General features: G+C 70.5%; 16 protein-coding genes and 1 pseudogene. 8 read left to right on the forward strand and 9 right to left on the reverse strand.

Going from position 1 to position 18,982, the window contains the following annotated elements; translation table 11 throughout:
• Positions 1-1,191, reverse strand: a complete 1,191-nt coding sequence (locus OG892_RS00390; protein WP_073738790.1) for a cytochrome P450 — start codon at positions 1,189-1,191, stop codon at positions 1-3.
• 112 nt (positions 1,192-1,303) lie between these two features.
• Here OG892_RS00390 and OG892_RS00395 point away from each other — a divergent pair, with 112 nt between their 5' ends.
• Positions 1,304-1,921 carry a TetR/AcrR family transcriptional regulator gene (locus tag OG892_RS00395; RefSeq protein ID WP_073738789.1) on the forward strand — a complete coding sequence of 206 codons (618 nt, stop codon included), beginning with the start codon at positions 1,304-1,306 and terminating at the stop codon, positions 1,919-1,921.
• A gap of 430 nt (positions 1,922-2,351) precedes the next feature.
• On the opposite strand, the gene OG892_RS00400 is transcribed toward OG892_RS00395, so the two are convergent.
• The gene (locus OG892_RS00400) at positions 2,352-2,930 is read right to left on the reverse strand and encodes a DUF4383 domain-containing protein (RefSeq protein WP_371628175.1); all 579 of its coding nucleotides are present in this window, start codon (positions 2,928-2,930) and stop codon (positions 2,352-2,354) included.
• A gap of 531 nt (positions 2,931-3,461) precedes the next feature.
• On the opposite strand from OG892_RS00400, the gene OG892_RS00405 reads away from it, so the two are divergent.
• From OG892_RS00405 to OG892_RS00420, 4 genes are read left to right on the forward strand one after another with little or no spacing between them, the layout of a single operon-like run.
• Positions 3,462-4,715 carry a polyprenyl synthetase family protein gene (locus tag OG892_RS00405; RefSeq protein ID WP_371628176.1) on the forward strand — a complete coding sequence of 418 codons (1,254 nt, stop codon included), beginning with the start codon at positions 3,462-3,464 and terminating at the stop codon, positions 4,713-4,715.
• Positions 4,712-6,247 (forward strand): phytoene desaturase, encoded by a 1,536-nt coding sequence (locus OG892_RS00410; RefSeq protein WP_371628177.1) that lies wholly within the window; start codon positions 4,712-4,714, stop codon positions 6,245-6,247. Before OG892_RS00405 ends, OG892_RS00410 begins: the two co-directional genes overlap by 4 nt.
• Positions 6,234-7,259 (forward strand): phytoene/squalene synthase family protein, encoded by a 1,026-nt coding sequence (locus OG892_RS00415; protein WP_328868251.1) that lies wholly within the window; start codon positions 6,234-6,236, stop codon positions 7,257-7,259. The genes OG892_RS00410 and OG892_RS00415 overlap by 14 nt, the downstream gene beginning before the upstream one ends.
• Complete coding sequence (locus tag OG892_RS00420) at positions 7,256-8,272, forward strand: DUF5914 domain-containing protein (protein ID WP_328868252.1); 1,017 nt, start codon at positions 7,256-7,258, stop codon at positions 8,270-8,272. Before OG892_RS00415 ends, OG892_RS00420 begins: the two co-directional genes overlap by 4 nt.
• Positions 8,273-8,347: 75 nt before the next feature.
• Here the strand turns inward: OG892_RS00420 and OG892_RS00425 are convergent, their stop codons facing one another.
• Genes OG892_RS00425 through OG892_RS00435 form a run of 3 tightly spaced genes read right to left on the reverse strand, consistent with a single transcriptional unit; the run spans position 8,348 to position 11,888 of the window.
• Positions 8,348-9,907 (reverse strand): FAD-dependent oxidoreductase, encoded by a 1,560-nt coding sequence (locus tag OG892_RS00425; RefSeq protein ID WP_371628178.1) that lies wholly within the window; start codon positions 9,905-9,907, stop codon positions 8,348-8,350.
• Positions 9,904-10,632, reverse strand: coding sequence for a class I SAM-dependent methyltransferase (locus OG892_RS00430; RefSeq protein ID WP_371628179.1), 729 nt, complete (start codon positions 10,630-10,632; stop codon positions 9,904-9,906). Before OG892_RS00430 ends, OG892_RS00425 begins: the two co-directional genes overlap by 4 nt.
• On the reverse strand, positions 10,629-11,888 hold the full coding sequence (locus tag OG892_RS00435) for a lycopene cyclase family protein (RefSeq protein ID WP_328868255.1): 1,260 nt from the start codon (positions 11,886-11,888) through the stop codon (positions 10,629-10,631). Before OG892_RS00435 ends, OG892_RS00430 begins: the two co-directional genes overlap by 4 nt.
• Before the next feature lie 255 nt (positions 11,889-12,143).
• Here OG892_RS00435 and OG892_RS00440 point away from each other — a divergent pair, with 255 nt between their 5' ends.
• Together OG892_RS00440 and OG892_RS00445 are read left to right on the forward strand one after the other, a co-directional pair.
• A complete protein-coding gene (locus OG892_RS00440) occupies positions 12,144-14,189 on the forward strand; it encodes an MMPL family transporter (RefSeq protein ID WP_371628180.1) in 2,046 nt (681 codons plus the stop codon).
• Positions 14,190-14,309: 120 nt separating this feature from the next.
• Positions 14,310-14,489, forward strand: a complete 180-nt coding sequence (locus OG892_RS00445; RefSeq protein ID WP_024490199.1) for a DUF6480 family protein — start codon at positions 14,310-14,312, stop codon at positions 14,487-14,489.
• Positions 14,490-14,551: 62 nt separating this feature from the next.
• On the opposite strand, the gene OG892_RS00450 is transcribed toward OG892_RS00445, so the two are convergent.
• A complete protein-coding gene (locus OG892_RS00450) occupies positions 14,552-15,040 on the reverse strand; it encodes an SRPBCC family protein (RefSeq protein WP_328868258.1) in 489 nt (162 codons plus the stop codon).
• A gap of 222 nt (positions 15,041-15,262) precedes the next feature.
• Positions 15,263-15,790, reverse strand: coding sequence for a DapH/DapD/GlmU-related protein (locus tag OG892_RS00455; protein WP_328868533.1), 528 nt, complete (start codon positions 15,788-15,790; stop codon positions 15,263-15,265).
• Between the two features lie 114 nt (positions 15,791-15,904).
• Here OG892_RS00455 and OG892_RS00460 point away from each other — a divergent pair, with 114 nt between their 5' ends.
• Positions 15,905-16,834: a LysR family transcriptional regulator gene (locus tag OG892_RS00460; protein ID WP_371628181.1), complete on the forward strand. Its 930-nt coding sequence runs from the start codon at positions 15,905-15,907 to the stop codon at positions 16,832-16,834.
• Between the two features lie 222 nt (positions 16,835-17,056).
• On the opposite strand, the gene OG892_RS00465 is transcribed toward OG892_RS00460, so the two are convergent.
• Both OG892_RS00465 and OG892_RS00470 read right to left on the reverse strand, forming a co-directional pair.
• Positions 17,057-18,772, reverse strand: coding sequence for a hypothetical protein (locus tag OG892_RS00465; protein ID WP_371628182.1), 1,716 nt, complete (start codon positions 18,770-18,772; stop codon positions 17,057-17,059).
• A pseudogene (locus tag OG892_RS00470) lies at positions 18,712-18,918 on the reverse strand (AraC family transcriptional regulator); the annotation flags it as partial. The gene OG892_RS00465 and the pseudogene OG892_RS00470, both read right to left, overlap by 61 nt.
• Positions 18,919-18,982: the final 64 nt, after the last annotated feature.

Genomic DNA, 18,982 nt, shown 5'->3' on the forward strand with positions numbered 1-18,982 from the left:
TCACCACTCCACCGGCATGACGCGCGGACCGCGCACCAGCATCTCGGACTTCCAGGTGACATCGCCCGCCAGGCGAAGTTCCGGGAAGCCCGCGATGAGGGCGGACAGCGCCTCCTGGAGTTCCAGCCGGGCCAGCGGGGCGCCCAGGCAGTGGTGGACCCCATGGCCGAATCCGAGGTGCTGGTTGCCCTCCCGGGCGACGTCGAGCACGCCCGGGGCGGTGAACCGCAGCGCGTCGCGGTTGGCGGCGCCCACCGCGACCAGGACGGGGCTGCCCGCGTGGACCAGTGTTCCGCCGACCTCGATGTCCTCGGTGGCGTACCGGGGCTGGCCTGCCCCGCTGCCCAGGGGCACGAAGCGGAGCAGCTCCTCCACGGCGCTCGGTACGAGCTCCGGCTCGGCCCGGAGCCTGGCCAGCTGGTCCGGGTGGTCCAGGAGGGTGAGGACGAAGTTGGGGATCTGGGACGCGGTGGTCTCGTGCCCCGCTACCAGGACGGCGACGCAGAGATCGATGAGTTCCAGTTCCGAGAGCCGGTCGCCGCCGTCGCGGGCCTCGATGAGGGCCGTCATCAGGTCGTCCTGCGGCTCCTGGCGGTGGAGCTCGATCAACCCGGCCATGTAGGAACGGAGTTCGGCGCGGCTCGCGTCGAACTCCTCGGCGGTGAGCGAGCTGGTCGACAGCGCGTCGTCGCTCCACACGCGGAACCGCGGCCGGTCCTCGGTGGGCACGCCCAGCATCCGGCAGATCACGGCGACCGGCAGCGGCAGCGCGAAGAGGTCGACCAGATCGGCGGGCGGTCCGGCCGTCCTCATCCCGTCGAGCAGGCCGGCGGTCAGCTCGCGGACCTGGGGGCGCAGCTTCTCGACCTGGCGGACGGTGAACGCCTTGGCGACCAGGGAGCGCAGCCGGGTGTGGTCCGGCGGGTCCATGCCGAGGATTCCGCCGTCGCGCTGCCCCTCGGACTGACGGGGCTCGTCGTGCGAGGCGGCCGCCGCCCGGCTGAAGCGCTGGTCACCGAGGACCAGCCGGGCATCGGCGTAGCGCGTGACCAGCCAGGCCGGTTCTCCGTACGGCAACTGGACCCTCAAGAGGCCCGATCGGTCGCGGACGCGCTCATAGGCATCGGAGAGCTGGAGTCCGTCAGGGGTGTTGAAGGGGTAGGCAAGGGGCGCGATATCTGCGGTCGTCACTGCGGCCTCCCGGTTGTAAGCAGCTGCTTACAACGGTAGGAGCGTCCTCCGAGAGCAGTCAACAACGCTTTACAGCCGTTATCCTGACGGGCCGTCCGAGAGGAATCCCGCCATGGAATCCGGTTCCGCACCGCCGCCCGAAGAGCGCCGCAGGGATGCCCGGGCCACCCGTCGCCGCCTTCTGGAGGCGGCCCGTGACCTGTTCGCGGAGCGGGGCTACGAGGGGACGACGGTCCGGAGCATCGCCGCGCTGGCCGGGGTCAACCAGGCCCTGCTGTTCCGGTATTTCGGCTCGAAACGGGGTTTGCTGACGGAAGTCGTCGCTCTCGGCGGGCTGGAGCAGTTGCGCGAGACGCCGCCCGAGGAGCTTTTCGAGACCGCCCTGCGCTCGATGCTGACCCGGAGCGCGGAGGGGGCGGAGGACCGTTCCCTGGAGGTCTATCTGCGCTCGGTGGGGCGTGGCGACGAGGCAGCCGGAACCCTGCGGGAGCTGGGGGAGGAGTACCGGAGTGCGCTGGCCGGGCTCTCCGGTGCCCCGGACGCGGTGCTGCGGGCGGATCTCGCCATGGCCTGGCTGCTGGGGATCGGGCTGATGCGGACGGTCGTCGCGCGGGAACCGCTGGCAGGTGCCGAGCCGGACGACGTCTGCCGTCTCGTCCTCGGCACGCTCGGCCATCTGTGGTCCGCGACGCCGGGCGACGGCGAGGTGCGGAAAGGTCCCGGGGCGTAGGCACCCTTGTCCGCGGCCCGACCATCATGACCGACGTCCGTCCACTTGCGCCCGGTTGACCGCGAGCGGCGATGCGGTGCCGGGCACAGGCGGCGTCCGCGGCCGCTGCGTCTCCGCGCACCGGACTCCCGCCCAGTGCCGGGCTCTGGCGGCTGTCGGCATCCATTGATGCGGTCCGGCGCCCCCGGGGCAGTGGCGCAGGTTTCTACCGTGGGGGCCGGTCCGGCCGGTTGAGGGCGTGCAGACGCATGCGCAGCAGCGCAATGACTTATTTTCCCTACTTGGTGCTGAGGCCGGGAACGGTATAGCGCGGATTACTGGGAAAACGCCATGACACTCCTTGGCCGGTAGAATGGCGTCATTTCCACTTCCCTCTCCCGTCTGATCCATAACCAAGCAGTCTGTGTCACTGCGGCGGAACTGCGGGGGATCAGTTGTTGGTCGACGGGTGCGACCGGACCGTTCTGCTGGCTCGGCTGCGGGCTGAGTGGTTCGTACGGAGGTGCCGCCCTGGAGACGCGCCGACGACGGAGAGATTCGGTCGCGGCTGGCGTGGATGACGGCGCTGCCAGTACGGGTTGTCGTGGGAAAGCTTGCTGGAGACGCGGCCGTACATACCGAAGGTCAGAATGACCAGCCCCATGATGAAGCTGAAGATGACGTTGGTCATGCCGAAGTCGAGGAAGTTCGCCGGCCGGTCCAGAACGAAAATGTGCGCGAATCCGCTGAGCAGGAACAGTGTGCCCACTGTCATGTTCAGCGTGGACGCCGTGTTGCCGCCGACGAAAGCTCCTGCGATGAGGGCGAGTCCTACTACGAGTGAGATGGCGCTGAGGGAGGTGTTCGACGTCATGCCGGCGATCCGGTCACCGCTGGTGCTGAACGGGCTGAGTGTATCGGCGAAACCCAGGGCGGCGAAGAGAAGCAGGATCAGACCACACACGGCGGACCCCCAACGGTAGACGACCGCCAGCCGGTGATCGACGGGAAGTTCATCGCTCAATTTCATGACTCATCTCCTTCGCTGTCACGTGCCGGTCGTGAACCGTCGTCCAGTTGTGGGGGCGACGCCCGGTCTCTGCGTCCTGCGGGATCAATACCGGCTTCCGCATCACGATGGATGCAGAGGTATTCGAGTGTGTGCAGTGCGTGAATTGGAAGGCTGAGCTTCATGACGGGGAGGGTCTGTTCGGACGGTGATGGGTGAGAGCGCATATGAACGGCTGGGGAGAGGGCGCGGTCCGGCCGTATATGGCTGTGCCCGGGGCCTGAATCACCCGAGCGGGTCAGTGGGCGGACGGAGTTGCGTGTCCGGGTCGCGGGAACGCGCGCCACTGCCTGAACTTGTGGTCCTCTCGTACGGCCGGTCGGCCCTATCCGTAGCCGGAAATTCGTTATTCAGTGCATCCGAACGCCTCGCAGCACGGAATGAGGAGTGGGAGTGCACCGAACCCGCCGACCGGAGGACATGGTGATGCTGCGAAGCCGGGCCAAAGGGCAGTCCTTTTCCCAAGACCACCCGCGTTCGGAGACAGAGGCGATGGACGGTGCCGCTCACGCCGGCCGGGGCCGCTACCCGGTGCACGACGGTGCCGGGTCACGGCACGGCGCCATGGGCCTGGTGGACCAGGACGTACCCGGAGCTGTCCTGCGCACAGCACGGGCTGTCCTCAGCGAGAAGCTCGATCAGGCCTCCGCGATCGACGCCGTCTTCTCCCGTGACGTCGCCGAACGCCTCGCCGGCTTCACCCTCGGCGGGGGGAGTCGGATGCGCTCCCAGTTCATCTGGTGGGGCATACGCGCGACCACTGCGGGCTCACAGGCCGTGGACGTCGAGTCCGCGCTGCGCCTGGGAGTGGCGGTCGAACTCGTCCAGACGTGCGCGCTGGTCCAGGACGACGTGATGGACGGTTCGTCGTTGCGCCGGGGCCGCCCCGCCATGCATGTCGACTTCGCGGAGAGCCCCGGCCTGTTATGCGGCCCGAAGCTGCGGGACTCATTCGGTAGATCCGCTGCCGTGCTCCTCGGTGACTTGGCTCTCGCTTGGGCGGACGACACCGTCGCGGAGACGAGCATGTGCCCGGCGACCAGGCAGCGCGTGTCAGCGGTCTGGCAGGCGATGAGAACCGAGATGGTGGCCGGGCAGTACCTCGACCTGCACGGGCAGGTCACTGGCACACGGTCCGAGGCCCGCGCCTTGCGAACGGCGTACCTGAAGAGCGCCCTGTACTCGGTTGCCCGTCCACTGGCGTTGGGAGCCGCCCTGGCCGGTGCCGCGGAGGACGCCACTCGTGCGTTGTCGGCGGCCGGCCGGTGCGCCGGCCTCGCTTTTCAGATCCGCGACGATCTGCTGGGTGTCTTCGGTGACCCCGGCAAGACCGGTAAGCCTTCGGGTGGCGACATCCGCGAGGGCAAGCCGACCTGCCTGATGGCTGTGGCCCGGTCGCGAGCCGGAACCAGCAGTGCGCGCGCCGTTCTCGACGACGCCCTGGGCCGGGCCGACCTCTCGGACGAAGCCCTGACCGACGTGCGCGACGTACTCGTGACCACCGGGGCCCGCGCCGAGATGGAGGACAGAGCCGGCCGGCTCATGAAGCACGCGGCACGCCATCTGGCCGAGGCCTCCGTGGAGCCGTACGCCGGAAACCGCCTGCTCGGCCTGTTCGAAAGCGTCACCGGAGCCGCCACGACTCCATCGGCGGAACCGAGGACCCGGCCCGTCCCGGCCCTGGAGACGGGCTCCTCCTCGCCTTCTGACGCAACGGGTCCGGCAGAAGGGGGCACAGCCCGGTGATGACCGTGAAGGGCCCCACCGACCACGTGGTGGTGGTCGGTGCCGGGCTGGCGGGACTGTCCGCCGCTCTCCATCTGCTCGGCGCCGGACGGCAGGTCACGGTGGTGGAGCGGGACTCCTCGCCCGGCGGGAGGGCCGGGCTGCTGGAGCGCGGCGGCTACCGCATGGACACCGGCCCGACCGTGCTGACCATGCCGGATCTGGTCGAGGAGGCCTTCGCGGCCATCGGCCACACTCTGACCGGCCGACTGGAGCTGATCCCTCTCCACCCCGCCTACCGGGCACGGTTCGCCGACGGGACGCAACTGGACGTGCACACGGAACCGGAGGCCATGGAAGCCGCGGTCGAGCAGTTCGCGGGCGCCAGGGAAGCGGTCGGCTACCGCAGGCTGCGGACCTGGCTGACGCGCCTCTACGCCGTACAGATGCGCCGGTTCATCGACACGAACTTCGACTCCCCGCTCCAGCTCCTCCACCCCGACCTGGCCCGGCTCGCCGCCCTCGGAGGCTTCGGACGGCTCGACGCGCGAGTCGGACACTTCATCAAGGACGAGCGGCTGCGCCGGGTCTTCACCTTCCAGGCCCTGTACGCCGGTGTGCCCCCGGCCCGCGCGCTGGCCGCCTACGCCGTCATCGCCTACATGGACACCATCGCAGGGGTCTATTTCCCGCGGGGCGGTATGCACGCACTGCCGGAGGCGATGGCCCGCTCGGCGACCGAGGCGGGCGCCGCATTCCACTACGGGCACACCGTCACCCGTTTGGAGCGTTCCGGAGAACGGATCACCGCCGTCGTCACCGACCAGCGGCGCATCGCCTGTGATGCCGTCGTCCTGACGCCGGATCTGCCCGTCAGCTACCGATTGCTCGGTCGCAGCCCCCGCCGCCCCCTTGCTCTGCGCCACTCTCCGTCCGCGGTGATCCTGCATGCCGGAACCGACCGCACCTGGCCCGGCCTCGCCCACCACACCATCTCGTTCGGTGCGGCCTGGAAGGAGACCTTCGGTGAACTCACCCACGGATCACTGATGTCGGACCCCTCCCTGCTCATCACCCGTCCCACCGCGACGGACCCGGATCTGGCCCCGCCCGGCAAACACCTCCACTACGTCCTGGCGCCGTGCCCGAACACAGACGTCGGACCAGGCACCAGCGAGTGGCGCCAACTGGCACCCCGCTACCGCGACACCCTGCTCACCACGCTCGAACAGCGCGGAATGGCCGGGCTGGGCTCCGCGATCGAGGAGGAGGGCCTGGTCACCCCCATCGACTGGACCGCCCAGGGACACACGGCCGGCACACCCTTCTCCGCCGCCCACACCTTTCCCCAGACGGGGCCCTTCCGCCCGCGCAACCTCTTACGGGGCACCGAGAACGCCGTGCTCGCCGGCTGCGGCACCACGCCGGGCGTCGGCGTGCCCACCGTGCTCATCTCGGGAAAGCTGGCAGCGGAGAGGATCACCGGTCCTCGCTCCGGCCGACCTCGTCCACGTCCCTCCTCTCGAAGGGCAGGCCCGCATGACGCCTCGTGAACTCGACGCGGCAGGCATCCGCGAGCCCGCCCTGCGCGCCGCGTACACGGCGTGCCGCCGGCTCAACGCGCGGCACGGCAAGACGTACTTCCTCGCGACCCGGCTGCTCCCGGTCGAAAAGCGCCCAGCAGTCCATGCCCTGTACGGCTTCGCCCGGTGGGCCGACGACATCGTGGACGATCTCGACAGCGCCGCCACCCCCGACGAACGCGCCCACGCGCTGCACCGTCTCCAGGAAGTCCTCGACGACGGCCTGCGCGGCGGCACCTGCACGGAGCCCGTCATCCGCTCGCTCGTCCACACGGCTGCCGTCCACGACATCGACCACCGTCACTTCGCCGCCTTCATGGCGTCGATGCGCAGCGACCTGACGGTGACCGGGTACGCCTCGTACGAGGAACTGGGCCGCTACATGTACGGGTCGGCCGCCGTGATCGGCCTTCAGATGCTGCCGGTGCTGGGTACCGAAGGTCCGCGGGAAGAGGCGGCCCCGTACGCGGCCGCCCTGGGCGTCGCCTTCCAGCTCACCAACTTCCTCCGGGACGTGGGGGAAGATCTCGACCGGGGCCGGCTCTATCTGCCGGCCGATCTGCTGGCCGCGCACGGAGTGGACCGGGACTACCTCGAATGGAGCAGGGCCACCGGCCGGTGCGACGTTCGCATCACCAGGGTCATGCAAGCGGCGGCCGCTCACAACCGCGGTGTCTATCGCGACGCGCTCCCCGGTCTCGCCCTGCTCGCGCCCCGCTCACGCCCTTGCATCCGTACGGCGTTCATCCTCTACAGCCGCATCCTCGACGCGATCGAGGACGACGGCTACGCCGTCCTGCACCGACGGGCCGTGGTCCCTCGTCTGAACCGGGCGGCCGTGGCCCTCGACGGACTGGTACGGGCCCTGGCCACCAGAGCCGCCGGAGCGGGTGCCGGCCGCACCTCGCCGGCCCGCCCCGCGACGAGCGCCGCGTCGGCGTCCCAGACCAGGGCCCGACCCGTCCGCGAGGAGGTGGCATGACCCGCGGCCGCCGTACCGCAGGGAACCGGATCCCCCTGCGGCTGCGCCGCGCGGCCGTCACGTGGGACCGGCAACCCCCGACCTGGCGCGATGCCAGGCCCGGGGTCATCGCGGACGCGCTGAAGCGTGCACTGGGCCGGCCTTCCGGTAACTGGTACGTCCTCGGGGCGTCCCGTGCCGTCACGGCCGAGCGGTCGATCGGACGGACCGTCGGTGGCAGTGAAGTGGTGGCCTGGCGCGATGCCTCGGGCCGTCTGCGCGCCGGGCCCGGCGCGTGCCCGCACCTCGGGGCGCCCCTGCGCGACAGCCCCGTCCGGTGCGGCACCCTGGTCTGTCACTGGCACGGACTCGCCCTGAGCGGTGAGCCGTTCGCCGGCTGGGAGCCCTATCCGGCCTTCGACGACGGGGTCCTCGCCTGGGTGCGCCTCGACCACGTCGGCGGTGAGACCCCGCTGGAGCGGCCGGTCGTCCCGCCCCGCCCGGCGGTGGGGGACACCGTCGACTCCGTGTACGAGGGTGTCGGTGTCTGCGAGCCGGAAGACGTGGTGGCCAATCGCCTCGACCCGTGGCACGGCGCCTGGTTCCACCCGTACTCATTCGTCGACCTGACAGTGACCGGTACGCCTTCCGTTGAGGGCGACGGGGACGAGGACGGGTTCGCCGTCGACGTGTCCTTCAAGATCGTGGGGCGCGTCGTGGTACCGGTGCGTGCCCTCTTCACCGCGCCGGAACCACGCACCGTCGTCATGCACATCACGGAGGGCGAGGGCCGCGGGTCCGTGGTCGAATCCCATGCCACGCCGCTGGGGCCCGACCTCATGGGCAGGCCCCGGACCGCGGTGACGGAGGCACTCCTGGCCGCCTCCGACCGTCGCGGCTTCGCCGTTGCCCGCGCGGCGGCCCCGCTGCTCCGCCCGCTCATGCGGGCCTCCGCCGGACGGCTGTGGCGGGACGACCTCGCGTACGCCGAACGGCGTTGGGAACTGCGCGGCACCGGCCGCTTGCCGGGCTGACCGCGGCGCGCGCCCGGCCCGCCGGCCCTCCGGACGGTCCTGTGACCGCGCGCCGCCCAGCCCCGACCGTCCTCCTCACCGGGTCCCGAGCGCGGCCAGCCCGCGCAGCACCGCGGAGCGGCCGGCCCGCGGCACCGTCCACAGCGTCTGACCGCGCACCCCCCAGCGCTCCAACAGCGCGTTGGCCGCGAGGAATCCGCTTGTCGCGGCACGCTCCATCAGCGCCACCGGAAGCCCGGTCCGGACCAGGTCACCCGCCACCGTCACGGTGGGGTCGGGCGTGCGGACGCCGGGCCGGTGCGGGTATCCGCCGACCGGGAAGAGCGGGCAGTCCGCGCGCCATTCGTGCCGTACGTCCACCACCCGGGCGCTGCGCGTCTCCGGGTAGACCCGGTGGAGCTGTTCGATCGCCGCTGTCTGCACCTCGGCACGGTCCGCGTCCGGTGAGACCGCGTAGGCGTGCAGTTCGAGCACCGAGCCCCGGTGACGGCGCGCCCAACGGGCGGCCTCGCCCTCCCATCGGTCCAGCACACTGACGTTGTCCAGCGGGGGATAGCCGCTGGTACCGAGGAAGCCGGGGCGGTCCGGCGCCACCGGACGGTCCAGCCAGAGCCGCGAGACGAGGAACGGTGGTGCTGTCCTGAGACCCTCCACCTTCGCACGCCAGGACGCGTCGCCCAGTCCGGGCGACGCTGCCACGGCCTTCCGCAGTCCGTCGGTGTCCAGGGCCAGGACCAGTGCGTCGTGGCGCCGCGTCCGGCCGTCGGCGGTGACATCGTGCCCACCGCCCACCAGGGGTGTGACGTTCTCCACCGCCGATCCCGTGCGTACCTGCGCGCTGTGCCCCTCCAGATATCGCCGCAACGGTTCCCACAACGCCTGCGGGAACGGCTCGTCCGGCACGTCGAAGAGGAGTCCCTCGCTGGAGCCGAGAAAATAGATGTGGAACATCAACACCAGTTCCGCGGCGGACAGTTCCCGCGGATCGGCGAAGAAGCTACGGGAGAACACCTCGAAGGCCAGATGATGGGCGGCCTCCGGGAACCGGATGCGCGTCAGGAAGTCGTGCGCGCTGACCTCGTCGAGCTGCTCGTACACGTCGGGCACGCGCACGTCCAGCAGGGGCAGCGCGGCCCGCGGCCTCATCCGGACCAGGTCGCGCAGGCCGAAGGTCGGGCTGAGCGCGACGAAACCCAGGACGCTGAACGGCGGAGTGCGCGGCACCCGCGCGAAGCTGTCGTACAGGCCCGTGCTGTGCCGCAGCGGATAGTCGGGCAGCCCGGTCAGCGTACGCAGTCCCGGGTCGACCCGGCGCAACAGGCCGCGCAGGTTGTAGTACTGACGGAAGAAGGCGTGAAAGCCGCGGCTCATCGTGACCGTGGTCCCGTCGGCGATCTCGGTGGGCCGGCCCGCAAGCCGCCCGCCGAGACCCGGCTCACGCTCGTACAGCGTCACCCGCGCACCGCGCTCGGCCAGCACCGTCGCCGCGGAGATTCCCGCGATGCCACCGCCGATCACGGCCACCGAGGGCGCGTCACCGGCGAAACGAGCACGACCGCCGGGTCCGCGGAGCACGACGGCCCTCCGGTCGCGGCCGCGACGGTGGCCGTCCGTAACGGACCTCGCGTACCTCATGGCCGTTCCCGTAGGGCGCTCGGCGCCTGGGCGACGATCGTGTGGGTGATGCCCGTCTGCCAACCGGGCAGCGGCAGGACCCGCACATGACCGAATCCGCGGCGTCGTACCCGATCGGCGAAATCGGCGGCCGAGTCGAACTCCAGCACGCTGCGGTGCAGGTGGCGGTAGAGGTCCGCGTCTCCGGTGAGCCGCCCTGCCGGGACCACCACCGCGCCGCAGACCGCCGACCACAGCGCCCGGTGCATACGGCCGGAGCCGAGCGTGTACTCGTGCACGGCCAGCCGCCCGGCCGGGACGAGCAGCTCCCGGACCACGTCGAGCACCTGGTCCGGATCGCTCACATTGCGGAAGAGGTATGCGGCGAACACGGCGTCGAAGCGGCCGTTCACCTGCGAGGGGTGCATGGCCTCCGCCGGTGCGTGCACGAAGGTGACGTTCGACGGCCAGCGCTTGGCCTTGGCACGCTCGAGCATGCCCACCGACGAGTCCACCGCGACGATCTCCGCATCCGGCGCCGCCGTCAGGAGCGCGGCGGTCGACGTTCCCGTTCCGCAGCCGAGATCCAGCAGGCGCAGGCCCCGGCCGCCGCCCGCCAGCCCGAGTCTGCGCGCCGAGCGCCGCAGGTCGCGGCGGTAGCCGGGATTGACCGCGGTGAGCCGGTCGTAGGCGAGGGAGCCGTGGTCGAACGCGGCGGACAGGTCGTCGTCACGCAGCAGTGTCATGGGTCGCTCGTTTCCTGATCAGGAGGCGTACGGGCAGGAGCGCTGGGAGTGGGCCACGGCGGGGCTCCGGCAGGCGCCTGCCGCTTCGGTCTGAAAGGGAGTTCGACGACGGTGCGAAGCATCGGGGCGACCGGCGTGCGCAGCCCGACCAGGACGTCCTCGTATCCGCGCGACGTACCGTCCAGGAACCGCAGCAGCCGCTCTCCCGGGACCGTGCGGAAGAGGCCGGAGAAGAACTCGCCACCGTCCACCCGGCCGCTGTCCAGCGCCCGCAGCATCACGGCGTCCATGGCGCGCGGCCAGGCCCCGTAAGGCGATGCCACCCGCAGCCGGCTTCCGCCGCGTACCTGCGCGGCGATGGTCCGGCTCTGGCGCTGGACAGCGGCGAACGTATAGCCGGTCGACGGACGGGTGGCCCCGCCGGCCGTCCCGATACGGAAGACCGACCGGCCGACCCGAACCGGGAAACGTCCGTCGGTCATCGGAATGACGCCCCGCTCCACAGCGGTCACCCGATGGGCCCCGAGACCCAGCACATCGTGGGTGTAGTGACGTAACGCCCGCTCATATCCCGGCGCGTCCAGGACGGCACGCGAGAACTGCGTGTACTCGACCAGGGCGCTGCGCGGTCCCATCGGGAGCACGTAGCCGAACGACAGGCCCTGCGGCGGCTGCGGAGTGCGGAAGTCCATCAGATCCGCCGTAGCCGGATCGAACACCGGCCCGTCCGTCTCGACGAACCAGCCCGTGAAGTGCTGCAGCAGCGTGGTGCGGGCCGTCGGCAGCCGGGTGGGCGGCCTCGAATCGAAGACGTACCTCCCGTGCAGCAGGATCCGCGCGCCCCGGGCGTCGCGTGCGACCACCCGGCCACCGCCTCCGGGCGCGTCCCCGACCGCGGTCACCGTCGCCTCCAGCCGGCGAAAGCCTGCCGCGTGCGACAGCCGCCGCTGGACCAACTGCTCGAAGGCGTCCGAGCGGAGCATCTTGTAGCGGAACGGATCGGGGCACGTCACGGTTTCCGCACCGTCGGGGCCCGTCACGCGCAACCGCTCCCAGGACGCGGACAACACGTCGTCGTACGCGCCACCGGCGGCCTCCCAGAAGCACCACGTGCGAGGCGGTGGTCGCAACGGTCCCGCGGGGGCGTCGACGAGGACAACCGACACGGGGGCGCCATCCGCCGGCGCGCACAGCTGATGGGCGAGTGTCAGCCCGGCCGCCCCGGCGCCCACGATGACGACGTCCGGCTGTAGCACGGGGCGCCTTTCTCTCGGACGGGTTTCAGTACAGCAATCCGGCGGTCCGGGGAGAGAACCGCCTGCCTGCTGGAGATACTTCCGCAGGGGACGGCACTGCGGATGCGTGCGACGCGCACACGACGTGTAATCGTGCCCACCCGATCGCGCGCACTGCCTCTCGTCGTTGCTGCATCCGAAGTGGCCGTGGGGGGCGAAGTGTCAAAAGCCATCACCCCACCACGGGAACCAGCCTCAACCTGAGAGACAACACGCGTGCACACACTGACTGGCTTCGTCATCCGGCACCGCTTCCTGGTACTCGGAGTCTGGCTGATCCTGGCCGTGGTGGGCGGTTACGCCGCACCGAAGGCGACCGCTGCCCTGAGCTTCGAGTTCGGACTGCCGGACCAGCCCGGCTACGAGGCGAACGAGCAGTTGGTGGAGCACTTCGGTTCCGGCGGATCGAACGCACCCGTCCTGCTGGTCGTCGGTGACGGAGACGCCCGTGTCCAGCGGTCGGCGGCGGCACCTCTGGTCGCGGATGTGCGGCGCACGGTGCCCGGCGCACGTGTGGCCTCGTTCGGCGACGAATCCGCCCTGCTGTCCCGCGACGAGCGCACCGGCATCATCCTGGTCTACCCCCGACCGCTGCCCGGCCAGGACCCCTATGCCCGTGCCCTGCCGGCCTTGACGAACGTCGCTGAGCGTTCCGGTGAGACAGTGCGGGTGACCGGGCAGGACGCCTTGCAGGCAGACGGCGGTGGTGGCGGTGCGGGGGTGCTCGCCGAGACGCTGTTCGGCGGCGTGGGCGCGTTGATCGTCCTGCTGGTGGTGTTCGGATCCGCCCTCGCGCTGATGCCGCTGCTCATCGCCGTCGCGTCCATCCTCACCACGTTCCTGATCGTGTGGGGCCTGACGGGTGTCACCGACATCTCGTTCATCGTCCAGTACCTGCTCGCCCTGATCGGTCTGGGGGTGGCGATCGATTACGCGCTGCTGGTCGTGACCCGCTGGCGTGAGGAGTTGGGCCGCGGTGCCGACACCGAGGAGGCAGTGCGGCGGGCCATGTCCACGGCCGGGCGCTCCGTGCTCTTCTCCGGGGTCACCGTGGCGGTGAGCCTGGCGGCACTGATCGTCCTGCCCGTGCCGTTCCTGCGAAGCGTCGGATTCACCGGGCTGCTCATTCCGTTGATGAGCGTCGCTGCCGCCCTCACCCTGCTCCCGGCTCTCCTGCTGACGGTGGGCAGGCGGCTGGAGTGGCCCGGTCGGCGCTCCCGCGCCTCCGGGAGCAGGCTGTGGCACGCGGTCGGCAGCGCTGTGGTGCGCCACCGCTGGGCGGCCGGTCTGGCAGCCACGGTGGTGCTGCTGGCACTGGCCTCGCCGGTGCTCGGTCTGCGGCTCGGCCGGCCCACGACCGAGTCACTGGCATCCCTGGGAGGGCCGGCCGCCTCCGCCGTGGATCAACTGGACGATTCGTCGATCGGAGCCGGTCTCGCCCACCCTGTCGAGATCATCACCGAGGACGTGGCGAAGGTCCGTGAGGCACTCGGCGGTATCGACGGCGTGGCGGGCGTCATCGCACCACCCGGCTGGACCGACGGCAGCCGTTCCGTCGTCGAGGCGTGGACGCGTGCGGACACCTCCACGGAGACCGGAGCCGACGCGGCCGCCCAGATCAGGACCGCCGCCGAGAAGGCCGGTGCCCAGGTCGGCGGAGGCCCCGCCCAGGACGCCGACTTCCTCAGCGCCGTCTACGGCAACGCGCCCTGGGTGCTGGCCATCATCGTGGTCGTGACGTTCCTGCTCCTGTCCAGAGCCCTGCGTTCGTTCTGGCTGCCGGTCAAGGCACTGGTGCTCAACGTGCTCTCGCTCGGCGCCGCATACGGCGTCACGGTCCTGATCTGGCAGCACGGCCTGGGTACCGAGTTCCTGTTCGGGCAGTCCGCATCGGGCGCGATCACCGTCTGGGTCCCGATCGCCGTGTTCGCGTTCCTCTTCGGCCTCTCGATGGACTACGAGGTCTTCCTGCTGTCCCGGATCCGCGAAGAACACGACGCCGGAGCCGACACGGACACCGCCACGGTGCTGGGCGTCGCCCGGACAGGCCGGCTCGTCAGCTCCGCGGCACTCATCCTGTTCCTCGCCTTCGTCGCCCTGTCACGCGTCCCCACCACCGACGTCAAGATCCTTGCCACAGCGCTCGCGCTCGGCATCGTCATCGACGCGACCATCGTCCGCGGCGTCCTCGCACCCGCCCTCGTCGCGCTCCTTGGCGACGCCAACTGGTGGCGCACCCCCCTGCCACGCAAGAAGAGATGAACCTCCGCACCGACCGGGCTGCGCCTCTCCCCGGCGGTCGGCGGCGCTCCACCGCCGTTCCGCTGCCGTCCCAGGTGGTCCGGAGATGCGCAAACGGGTGTATGGCACCACGCTTGAACCATGGCTGAGCACCTTGTACCTCCCGGTGAGACCCCTCCCGTCGAGGGCTGCATCGCCGAAGCCCATGAAGAGCGCCCGGACGGAGGTGTGTGGGAGCACCCGAAGATCTGGCTGGGGCTCATCGTCTTCGGCGCGGTTCTCATCGCAGCCTTCTTCATCGCCCGCATATTCGCTCTGTGAGCCGACCGGCTACGCGTCCTCACACGCGATGTCCCTGACGGGCGAGGAGAAACGCGGCCAGGTCAGGGCTGTTGCGGACCGGGCGCGCAGGGGCCCAGGGCCTGTGCGAGCGCTGCCGGGAGCTGTCGGGACACCTCATCCCCCAAACGCTCGAACTCCCTCTTCAGCAGGGGGGTTGCCAGTCGCGCGATCCCGTGGAACTCGACCTGCGCGCCGTAGGTGATACGGGTGCCGTCGGAGAGCGTTTCGAAGTGCAGGTCGTCCGTCGATGTCGCAGTCTTGTTGCGCCCGACGAAGGTGAGCCGGTCGTTGCTCATCCGCGTCAGTTCGTAGCGAAGCTCCGTACGGCGTCCGCGGAACGAGGACACGTTGAGCCACTCCGTGCCCACCTCCACCGGATCATTGGCGTTCACCCGTCGGCAGGTGATGGTCCCCGGGTCCCACTGTTCGGCGCGGGAGAAGTCGGCCATGTAGGCCACGATCTCGTCGCGCGTTCGGCTTGAGTGCATGACTCGTTCGACCTTGATCACTACGACTCCTGACGGTCTCACATCGTGTTCCGTGCCCGGACTGCTCGAATTCTCACGATTGTCCTCCTTCCCCGAGGGCGATCATCGGACGCAGCCGTCTCGGCCGAAGCGTGGCGGGCACCCTGTCACAGCCCCTGGACGGTGACATGCCAGCTGTCGGCTGCGTGATCGCAGGTACGCCTGCGGGGACCACTGTGCGACCGGTTGACGTGCTGCTCGCCCCGGGCCGGTGCCCGGCCGGGCTCAGTCAATCGTCTTGATCTCCCGGGCGGGGACTCCCGCGACCAGGGTGCGTGCGGGGACGTCACGAGCGACCACCGCGCCGGCAGCGACCACCGCGCCGGCACCGATGGTCACTCCCTGAGTGATCGTTGCTCCCGCACCGATCCAGACGTCGTCTTCGATGACGATCGGGGCGAGGGAGAGGTACTCGCGGCGCTCGGCGAGGGGCAGAGGGTGCCCCCCGGTGATGAGATTGACCTTCGGGGCGATCATGACACCGTTGCCGATCCGAATCCCGCCCTTGTCCATGAATGTGCATCCCTGGTTGACGAAGACGTTCTCCCCGAATGTCGTGTTCAGCCCGCACTCGGTGAAGAACGGCGGGTAGATCGTCACCGTCTCCGGGAGCGGACCACCGAACACAACCGAAAGTAGTTCAGCGCGAGCTTCGCCGTCGCTGAACGGCAGCACGTTCAGCCGGGACGTCGCGTCGGTGACCTCCACGACTCGCTTCATATGACGCGCGAACTCGGGCTTGTGGACATACATGATCTGATCTGTGCGAGTGGACATGCGCTGATCCCACCACCCTGAAGAACCCACGATCAAACAACCACACACCCGACCGGCAACAACCAACCATTGTGAAAGTAGGGTGGGAGTGTGGATGTTGAAGCGATGCGGACGTTCGTGACCGTCGCTGAGACCGGCCAGTTCCAGGCGGCGGCGGACGAGCTCGGGATCAGCCAGCAGGCGGTCTCCAAGCGGATCGCGACCCTGGAGAAGCACCTTGGGGTCACGCTCCTGGTGCGCACCTCCCGCGGCTCCCGGATGAGCCTGGACGGGCAGGTCTTCCTGCCGCACGCCAAGAAGGTACTGACCACCGTCGAGCAGGCCGAGCAAGCCGTGCGCCCCGGCAGCCGTCCCTTGCGCGTCGACGTCCTCAACCGGCGCATCGCTCCTGCCCAGGCCGTCTACCGGTTCTACCGCTCCCAACCCGAGATGAACCTCGACGCCGTCACACTGAGCAAGGAGAACGCCGCCCAGGCCGCCCGCGCGGTGCTCGACGGGACTGTCGACGCGTCCTTCCGTGCCCTGCCGGCAGGCCAGGTCCCGGCCGGGATCAGGGCCGAACGACTCCTGGACGCGCCCCTGGAGCTCCTGGTCGGACCCAGCCACCCGTTGGCGGACGTACCCTGGGTCAGGCCCGCGGACCTGGCCGGCCACCGCATCTGGATCCCCGGGATCAGGCCCGGCACGGAGTGGGCGGCGTTTTATCAGGCGCTGTCCGAGGCCTTCGGCCTGAGTATCGACGCGCTCGGCCCCAACTTCGGGGACGAGGCCCTGATGGACGCACTGGCCGACTCGGACGCGCTGGCCACCCTCGTCGGCAGCGGGGACCGGTACGTGTGGCCCCAGACCCACGATCTGCGGCGCATCCCATTGCGCGAACCGACCCCGGTGTACACACACGTGCTGCTGTCCCGCACCGGAGACCAGCACCCCGTACTGACCGCGCTACGCGACCATCTGCGCACCTTGAGGCTGCGCACCCCGGACGACGTGTGGGCGCCGGACCGGACAGACCGCTGACCGGGACATCCCGGCAGGCGTCGCCCTCGCCCAGGTGGTGGTAGTTCCGCACCCGCCCGCCAGACGTCTGACCCCGGCCCGCCGCGGCCTGCCCCGTGACTGGACGCAGGTGACCCTGACCAAGCCATCGACGGACGAGCGACTGGACGCTGCCCTCGCCCTGGACGCCGCGCACGCGGTGAGTCCCGACCAGCGCCTGCTGCGCGTTCTGCTCGCCGACGATCAGGTCGTTGTCCGGCCGCCGAGTTGCAGCAGGTCCACCTCCGCGTCGACGCGCCCGAACTCGCGGGCCATGTGCACCAGCGCCTCCCGCAGCAGGCTCCGGCGCTCCGCCCGGTCCATGGCGGGCGCGGCGGTGATGGTGTCGGCCATGTGTGACCTGGTCCCGTCGTCGTTCGTGCCGAGCGAGGCCGGGTCGACGAGCGAGTCCAGGGCCGGCAGGACGCCGTTGCCGGCCAGCTGTTCGCACGTCATCCGCAGTCCGGTGGTGGGCGGGGCGGCCCACGACAGCCCGGCCGGGTCACCGACGAGGGCGGGCAGCAACTCGGCAGCCGTCTTCCACGTGCTCAGCAGCACGGCCTGGACCTCGTCGAAGCCCAGCCGCGTGTCCCGGCCGGAGCCGAGGGCCGCCGCCAAGGCCTGCGGGTTCTCGACCAGAACGTCCGAGCAGGCGACCACGGTGGACTCCATCGTGGCCGGCAGGGCGAGCATGACGGACGCCTTCAGGGCCGGGCCGCCGTCCGGTCCCGCGATCGTGCACGAGTAGGCGGCGGTACGGGCCGAGTTGCCGAAGGGGCCCCGTTCCCGGCGAGCGGCGGACAGCTCGGCGCCCCGACGCCTGGACAGCATCGTCACCGCCCCGGCCACCGCGCTGTACGGAAGCTGCTGCTCAAGCAGAGTGCGCCGGGGTTTGCTGATCTCCAGCCGGCTCGCCTCGGCCCAGGGCAGGTTCACCACGGCGCGCAGGCGCAGCGCCGTCGTCTGCCCGGCAGTCCTGTTCTCGGCCGACCGGCCCTGGTTGATGCTGAAGCGGGGGAGCGGCTGCCACCTCCACACACCACGCCCCGAACACGTCAGCCGGTCCGCGCCCCACGAACCGCCGTCGACGTTCACACTCCGGGAGCCGGCCGCGATCACCCACGGCGCGTCCGTGCCCTCGGGCGGGCGGGGAAGGCCGATGCCCGCGAGCGGATCTGGGCCCGGCGCATGCCGGCCGACTTCGACAGTCGCCTGCCAGACGGGCGCAGCGACGGCGACCGCAGGGCGCCCGGCCACCAGGCACAGCACCCAGCCCGGCTCACCGTCCCGTTCGTGGTGCAGATCCTGACAAGCGGCCGTGCCCTGCGCCCAGGCCTCGCCGGCAGGCAGCCCCAGCCCTTCTCCGGCCAACTGCCCGTAGACCGCCCGCATTTCCCGCTCCCGGTCCGGCAGGCCCTGCCCGACCCGCAGTCCGTCGTCCGGCCCGGCTTTCGACACGGCCTGCCCCAGGAGCTCGGTGAGAGCCTGGGCGGTCGGCATGCCCGAGGCCCGGACACCGGCGGAGAGCAGCTGCTGGATCCCAGTCCGCGGCAGCCAGTGCGTGCTGTCGCCGTCCCGCATCGGCACGGCGACCGTGTCGGTGCGCGGCGAACCGGGCTTGCCCACCGGTGCCGGCACGACGAAGAGCGTGTCGACAGCCTGCGCCGGGATGTCGATGAACGCCACCCGCCCGCCATCACCACAGGACCATCCCACCCGCACACCGCGCGGTGCCGGGGTGATCCTCTGTCGGATCAGCTTGCGGATCCGGTCCAGGTTCACCTCGGCCGGGCCGACCTCGACAATGTGGTCCAGCACCTCTTCGCCGTGCTCATGGCGGGTGGCGATGCCGATGACACCTTGTGGGCGTGCACGGCGCCAGCTGGCACCCAGATGGCGCGGGTGCCCGGCGCGATCCACGTCCCGGTGCTGGTCGTCACGGCCGGCACGCCCCGGCCCGCGTAGACGATCTGGTGGTCGTCGTGGCGGTGGGCGTCAATGGCCGCTCCGGGCACCAGCCACTGTGCGCCAGTCGGCGCTGTGGGCTCGTGGCGGATTTCTGTCATTGGTTGGCAGTTTATCGGAAGCGCGACATATCGCTCGGCGTCGACCATGGCGATGTGCCGGTCC

The organism is Streptomyces sp. NBC_00341, from assembly GCF_041435055.1.
Lineage (GTDB): Bacteria > Actinomycetota > Actinomycetes > Streptomycetales > Streptomycetaceae > Streptomyces.

Coding starts and splice junctions, on each gene's coding strand:
- OG892_RS00420 (WP_328868252.1), top strand. CDS start 7,256: ATGACCCGCGGCCGCCGTACCGCAGGGAACCGGATCCCCCTGCGGCTG.
- OG892_RS00415 (WP_328868251.1), top strand. CDS start 6,234: ATGACGCCTCGTGAACTCGACGCGGCAGGCATCCGCGAGCCCGCCCTG.
- OG892_RS00430 (WP_371628179.1), bottom strand. CDS start 10,632: ATGACACTGCTGCGTGACGACGACCTGTCCGCCGCGTTCGACCACGGC.
- OG892_RS00400 (WP_371628175.1), bottom strand. CDS start 2,930: ATGAAATTGAGCGATGAACTTCCCGTCGATCACCGGCTGGCGGTCGTC.
- OG892_RS00405 (WP_371628176.1), top strand. CDS start 3,462: ATGGACGGTGCCGCTCACGCCGGCCGGGGCCGCTACCCGGTGCACGAC.
- OG892_RS00445 (WP_024490199.1), top strand. CDS start 14,310: ATGGCTGAGCACCTTGTACCTCCCGGTGAGACCCCTCCCGTCGAGGGC.
- OG892_RS00425 (WP_371628178.1), bottom strand. CDS start 9,907: ATGAGGTACGCGAGGTCCGTTACGGACGGCCACCGTCGCGGCCGCGAC.
- OG892_RS00455 (WP_328868533.1), bottom strand. CDS start 15,790: ATGTATGTCCACAAGCCCGAGTTCGCGCGTCATATGAAGCGAGTCGTG.
- OG892_RS00395 (WP_073738789.1), top strand. CDS start 1,304: ATGGAATCCGGTTCCGCACCGCCGCCCGAAGAGCGCCGCAGGGATGCC.